This is a genomic window from Neobacillus sp. DZ-9, from assembly GCF_059587065.1.
On the sequence record NZ_JCAIOL010000053.1, the window covers coordinates 1 to 1029 of the forward strand.

Sequence of the window (1029 nt, forward strand, 5' to 3'; positions counted from 1 at the left end):
TTGATAGGTCAGAGGTGGAAGCGCGGTGACGTGTGGAGCTGACTGATACTAATCGTTCGAGGACTTAACCAAGTCATTAAGGTGAACTCGTTTTTACAAACTTCTTCTGCATTATCTAGTTTTGAGGGAATGAACCCTTAAAAAACAAGTCTGGTAATTATGGCGAGAAGGTCACACCCGTTCCCATACCGAACACGGAAGTTAAGCTTCTCAGCGCCGATGGTAGTTGGGGCACGCGCCCCTGTGAGAGTAGGACGTTGCCAGGCTGTTATATATGGAGGATTAGCTCAGCTGGGAGAGCATCTGCCTTACAAGCAGAGGGTCGGCGGTTCGATCCCGTCATCCTCCACCATAATTTTATTATGTAAACCTATGCCGGGGTAGCTCAATTGGTAGAGCAACTGACTTGTAATCAGTAGGTTGGGGGTTCAAGTCCTCTCGCCGGCACCATGTTTGAGCCATTAGCTCAGTCGGTAGAGCATCTGACTTTTAATCAGAGGGTCGAAGGTTCGAGTCCTTCATGGCTCATCAAAGTTTTTTGCGAAAGCAAAATAACTTTCAATATGCGGGTGTGGCGGAATTGGCAGACGCACCAGACTTAGGATCTGGCGCCGCAAGGCGTGGGGGTTCGACTCCCTTCACCCGCACCATTTAAATTTAATATGCGGAAGTAGTTCAGTGGTAGAACACCACCTTGCCAAGGTGGGGGTCGCGGGTTCGAATCCCGTCTTCCGCTCCATTTTTGCCGGGGTGGCGGAACTGGCAGACGCACAGGACTTAAAATCCTGCGGTAGGTGACTACCGTACCGGTTCGATTCCGGTCCTCGGCACCAAGTTTTTGTGATAGCAAAAAAACATTCAATATAATGCGCCCGTAGCTCAATTGGATAGAGCGTCTGACTACGGATCAGAAGGTTATGGGTTCGACTCCTTTCGGGCGCGCCATTATATACGGGAAGTAGCTCAGCTTGGTAGAGCACTTGGTTTGGGACCAAGGGGTCGCAGGTTCGAATCCTGTCTTCCCGACCA

8 tRNA genes and 1 rRNA gene are annotated in these 1029 nt (G+C 50.2%); all 9 read left to right on the forward strand.

From position 1 onward, the window contains the following. The first annotated feature begins 149 nt into the window (after positions 1 to 149). The 9 genes from rrf (at position 150) to AC59HZ_RS31355 (ending at position 1029) form a co-directional block, all read left to right on the forward strand. A 5S ribosomal RNA gene (gene rrf, locus AC59HZ_RS31315) occupies positions 150 to 266 on the forward strand. A gap of 10 nt (positions 267 to 276) precedes the next feature. Further along, positions 277 to 352, forward strand: a tRNA-Val gene (locus AC59HZ_RS31320). Between the two features lie 22 nt (positions 353 to 374). After that, a tRNA-Thr gene (locus AC59HZ_RS31325) sits at positions 375 to 450 on the forward strand. A gap of 5 nt (positions 451 to 455) precedes the next feature. After that, positions 456 to 528, forward strand: a tRNA-Lys gene (locus AC59HZ_RS31330). A gap of 37 nt (positions 529 to 565) precedes the next feature. Continuing rightward, positions 566 to 650 (forward strand) — tRNA-Leu (locus AC59HZ_RS31335). A 14-nt stretch (positions 651 to 664) separates the two neighbouring features. Then, a tRNA-Gly gene (locus AC59HZ_RS31340) sits at positions 665 to 739 on the forward strand. A 5-nt stretch (positions 740 to 744) separates the two neighbouring features. Next, positions 745 to 833 (forward strand) — tRNA-Leu (locus AC59HZ_RS31345). Between the two features lie 35 nt (positions 834 to 868). Continuing rightward, positions 869 to 945, forward strand: a tRNA-Arg gene (locus tag AC59HZ_RS31350). A gap of 7 nt (positions 946 to 952) precedes the next feature. After that, positions 953 to 1029: transfer RNA gene (locus tag AC59HZ_RS31355), tRNA-Pro, on the forward strand.